This is a genomic window from Streptomyces africanus (assembly GCF_002150735.1).
Lineage (GTDB): Bacteria > Actinomycetota > Actinomycetes > Streptomycetales > Streptomycetaceae > Streptomyces > Streptomyces africanus.
Window position 1 is genome coordinate 1 of sequence record NZ_MUKA01000635.1, and the last position, 4,251, is coordinate 4,251.

Here is a 4,251-nt window from a genome sequence, read left to right on the forward strand (position 1 = left end):
GGCCGAGCAGCAGCCCGGCCGGATCGCCCAGGTCGCCGGGGACATGGTGGCCGACGGATCGCTGCCCGCGGCCATGGGCACCTCGCTCCAGCGGGTCGCGGCCGGGCTGCTGCTCGGCCTGGTCGTCGGCACCGGACTCGCCCTGCTCTCGGGCCTGTTCCGGATCGGCGAGGACCTGGTGGACGCGCCCGTGCAAATGCTGCGGACCGTGCCGTTCGTGGGGCTCATCCCGCTGTTCATCATCTGGTTCGGCATCGGCGAGGCCCCCAAGGTCGCCATCATCACGCTCGGCGTGACCTTCCCGCTCTACCTCAACGTCTACGCCGGAATCCGCGGTGTGGACGCCCAGTTGATCGAGGCCGGCGAGTCCCTCGGGCTGTCGCGCTGGGGACTCGTCCGGCACGTCGTCCTCCCGGGCGCGCTGCCGAACGCCATGACCGGTCTGCGCTACTCGCTCGGCATCGCCTGGCTCGCGCTGGTCTTCGCCGAGCAGGTCAACGCCGACTCCGGCATCGGGTTCCTCATGGTGCAGGCGCGGGACTTCCTGCGGACCGACGTGATCGTGGTCTGCCTGGTCGTCTACGCCTTCCTCGGCCTGCTCGCCGACTTCATCGTCCGCTCTCTCGAAAAGGTGCTGCTGCAATGGCGACCGACGTTCACCGGCCGGTGACCCCCCAGGCGGTCCATGTCGAGGGGCTCACCCGCTCCTTCGACGGACGTGCCGTCATCGACGATCTGCGGCTGGACGTCCGGCCGGGCGAGTTCGTGGCCCTGCTCGGCCGCAGCGGCTGCGGCAAGTCGACGCTGCTGCGCATCCTCGCCGGGCTCGACCGCGACATCGAGGGCACCGTCCTGGTGCCGCGCCGCAAGGCCGTCGCCTTCCAGGCACCGCGGCTGATGCCGTGGAAGAAGGTGTGGCGCAACGTCCTGCTCGGCCTGCCCGGCAAGCCCGAACGCGCCGTCGCCGAGCAGGCCCTCGACGAGGTCGGACTCGGCCACCGCTCGGCCGCCTGGCCCAAGACCCTCTCCGGCGGCGAGGCCCAGCGCGCCTCGCTCGCCCGGGCGTTGGTGCGCGAGCCCGATCTGCTGCTGCTCGACGAGCCGTTCGGCGCGCTCGACGCCCTCACCCGCATCAAGGCCCAGCGGCTCGTGGGCGAGCTGTGGCAGCGCCGGGGCTGCGCGGTGCTCCTCGTCACCCACGACGTGGAGGAGGCCGTCCTGCTCGCCGACCGCGTCCTGGTGATGGACGGCGGCGTCATCGCCCACGAGCAGCGCGTCGACCTCGACCGTCCCCGCGACATCACCGACCCGCGCTTCGCGGAACTGCGCGCCGGCCTCCTCGAACGCCTCGGCGTCGAGGCGACGGCCGCCGAAGCCGCCTGACCTTCCCGCACACGCCTCACACGTACCAGACACGTACGGCCCACACGAACGGAACCGCCATGCGACGACGCCTCGCCCCCGCCGCCCTGCTCCTCCCCCTCGCTCTGCTGCTCACCGCCTGCGGCGGGAACTCGTCCGCCAGCACCTCGGACGGCGGCACCGACGGTCATGGCCCGGTCACGCTCGAGGTCGGTGACCAGAAGGGCGGTTCGGAGGCCATCCTGCGGGCCGCCGGGGAACTCAAGAACCTCGACTACAAGATCAAGTGGTCCACGTTCACCTCCGGACCACCCCTGCTGGAGGGCATCAATGCGGGGGCCGTCGACATCGGCGGCGTCGGCAACACCCCGCCGGTCTTCGCGGCCGGAGCGAACTCGAAGATCAAGGTCGTGGCCGCCTGGCACGGCACGTCCAAGGGCGACACCGTCCTCGTCCCGAACGACTCGCCCCTGAAGCGCCCCCAGCAGCTCAAGGGCAAGTCGGTGGCCGTCGCGCAGGGGTCGTCCGCGCACTACCAGCTGGTCGCGTCCCTGAGGAAGGCCGGGCTGAAACTGAGCGACGTCAAGGTCAAGTACCTCCAGCCGGCCGACGCGCTCGCCGCGTTCACGTCCGGCAAGGTCGACGCCTGGGCGGTGTGGGACCCGTACACCTCGCAGGTGCTGAAGGGCAAGCAGGGGCGGGTCCTGACCGACGGCGACGGCGTGACGAACGGGCTCACCTTCCAGGTCGCGGCACCGGACGCGCTGAAGGACAAGAAGAAGGCCGCCGCCGTCAAGGACTATCTGGAGCGGCTGCGGCGCGCCTATGCGTGGGTGTACGACCACGAGGAGGAGTGGGCGAAGGTCTGGGCGAAGGACACCGGGCTCCCCGAGGACGTGGCGCTGGCCGCAGTGAAGCGCACCTACACGACCCGGGTCGCGGTCGCCGTCGACAAGCCGCTGATCGCCTCCGAGCAGGAGATCGCCGACACGTTCACGGGGCTGAAGCTCATCCCGCGCAAGGTCGACTTCGCCGACTTCACCGACACCCGGTTCAACGGCGGCCTGCCGCCGTCGACCGCGGCGCCCCGGCCCTCGGAAGGTGAGTGACACGACGCGCCGGGCGGGAAGATCCATGCCCTCGGCACAGTTAGTAGAAGCGTGAACAACACACGCGAGGTCGAGGCAGTCGTCATAGGCGCGGGTCAGGCCGGTCTGGCCGGCGCCTATCACCTGCGGCGATCCGGTTTCGAGCCGGACCGCGACTTCGTGGTGCTGGACCACTCCCCCGGTCCCGGCGGCGCCTGGCAGTTCCGCTGGCCGTCACTGACGTACGGCAGGGTGCACGGGATGCACGCGCTGCCGGGGATGGAGCTCACGGACGCGGATCCGGAACGGCCGTCGGCCGAGGTGATCAGCGACTACTTCGACCGGTACGAGCGGACCTTCGACCTGCGGGTGCGGCGCCCCGTCGACGTGCGGGCCGTACGCGAGGGCCCCGGCGGGCGGCTGCTGGTGGAGACCTCGCGGGGCGTGTGGTCGACGCGGGCGCTGATCAACGCGACCGGCACCTGGGACCGGCCGTTCTGGCCGCGCTATCCGGGCCAGGAGACCTTCCGGGGGCGGCAGTTGCACACCGCGCAGTACCCCGGGCCGGAGGAGTTCGCGCGGCAGCGGGTCGTCGTGGTGGGCGGTGGCGCCTCGGGCACACAGCATCTGCTGGAGATCGCCCCGTACGCGGCCGCCACCACCTGGGTGACCCGGCGTCCGCCCGTCTTCCGCGAGGGCCCCTTCGACGAGGACGCGGGCCGGGCGGCCGTCGTGCTCGTCGAGGAACGGGTACGGCAGGGACTGCCGCCGAGGAGTGTCGTCTCGGTCACCGGGCTGCCGCTCAACGACGCGGTCCGGCAGGGCATCGAGGACGGGGTGCTCGACCGGCAGCCGATGTTCGACCGCGTCACGCCGACGGGGGTGGACTGGCGGGACGGACGCCACGTCGACGCCGACGTCATCCTCTGGGCCACCGGCTTCCGCGCCGCCATCGACCACCTCACCCCGCTGCGCCTGCGCGAGCCGGGCGGCGGCATCCGCCTGGAGGGCACCCGCGCCGCCGCCGACCCGCGCGTCCACCTCGTCGGCTACGGCCCGTCGGCCAGCACCATCGGCGCCAACCGCGCCGGCCGCGTGGCCGTCCGCGACATCAGGCGGCTACTGGCGCGGGAGCCGGTCGCCGCGTGACGCGGAGCAGGGGACGTCCCCGGCCGCCGAGGCGCCACCGGCCGGGCCGCCCGGCCCTGCGCGCCGCCCACCGACTTCCGCGCGGCCGTCCGCGACATCAGGCGACTGCTGGCGCGGGAGCCGGTCGCCGCGTGACGCGGGGCAGGGTCGTCCCCGGCCGCCGAGGCGCCACCGGCCGGGACGCCCGGCCCTGCGCGCCGCCCACCGACTTCCGCGCGGCCGCCCGCGACATCAGGCAGCTGCTGACGCCGGAGCCGGTCGTCGCGTGACGCGGAGCAGGGGACGTCCCCGGCCGCCGAGGCGCCACCGGCCGGGACGCCCGGCCCTGCGCGCCGCCCACCGACTTCCGCGCGGCCGCCCGCGACACCCGGCTCGCCGCCCCACCCCGCCGACCCGCCTGCCGCTCCGTGCCACCCGCCGTCGCCCGGGGGCGCGTGGCCCTGAGCGCCACCCGCCGGAACCTCCGCCGCCGCCCGGGTCACCCGGCCGCCCGTGCGGCGCCGCTCTTCTGACGGGCGTTGAACTCCGCGACATTCCGCTGGTGTTCCGCGTAGTCCGCGGTGAAGCGGGTGTCGCCCGGGCGGACCGTGACGAAGTACAGCCAGTCGCCCGGGGGCGGGTTGATCGCGGCGCGCATGGCCTCCTCGCCGGG

At 73.4% G+C, this 4,251-nt stretch carries 6 protein-coding genes; 5 read left to right on the forward strand and 1 reads right to left on the reverse strand.

Annotated features, from left to right (window positions below):
- The 5 genes from CCL05_RS42920 to CCL05_RS45040 all read left to right on the forward strand — a co-directional run.
- Positions 1 to 670: ABC transporter permease (locus CCL05_RS42920; RefSeq protein ID WP_107400597.1), on the forward strand; the 670-nt coding region annotated here is incomplete at its 5' end.
- The gene (locus CCL05_RS42925; RefSeq protein WP_086565883.1) at positions 643 to 1,383 is read left to right on the forward strand and encodes an ABC transporter ATP-binding protein; all 741 of its coding nucleotides are present in this window, start codon (positions 643 to 645) and stop codon (positions 1,381 to 1,383) included. The genes CCL05_RS42920 and CCL05_RS42925, both read left to right, overlap by 28 nt.
- A gap of 59 nt (positions 1,384 to 1,442) precedes the next feature.
- On the forward strand, positions 1,443 to 2,471 hold the full coding sequence (locus CCL05_RS42930; RefSeq protein WP_086565884.1) for an ABC transporter substrate-binding protein: 1,029 nt from the start codon (positions 1,443 to 1,445) through the stop codon (positions 2,469 to 2,471).
- A gap of 51 nt (positions 2,472 to 2,522) precedes the next feature.
- Positions 2,523 to 3,599 (forward strand): NAD(P)-binding domain-containing protein, encoded by a 1,077-nt coding sequence (locus CCL05_RS42935; protein ID WP_086565885.1) that lies wholly within the window; start codon positions 2,523 to 2,525, stop codon positions 3,597 to 3,599.
- 131 nt (positions 3,600 to 3,730) lie between these two features.
- Entirely contained in the window at positions 3,731 to 3,868 is a 138-nt protein-coding gene (locus tag CCL05_RS45040) for a hypothetical protein (protein WP_158102538.1), read from the forward strand.
- 209 nt (positions 3,869 to 4,077) lie between these two features.
- Here CCL05_RS45040 and CCL05_RS42940 read toward each other — a convergent pair.
- A partial coding sequence (locus CCL05_RS42940; RefSeq protein ID WP_208641758.1) for an endolytic transglycosylase MltG occupies positions 4,078 to 4,251 on the reverse strand: 174 nt, incomplete at its 5' end.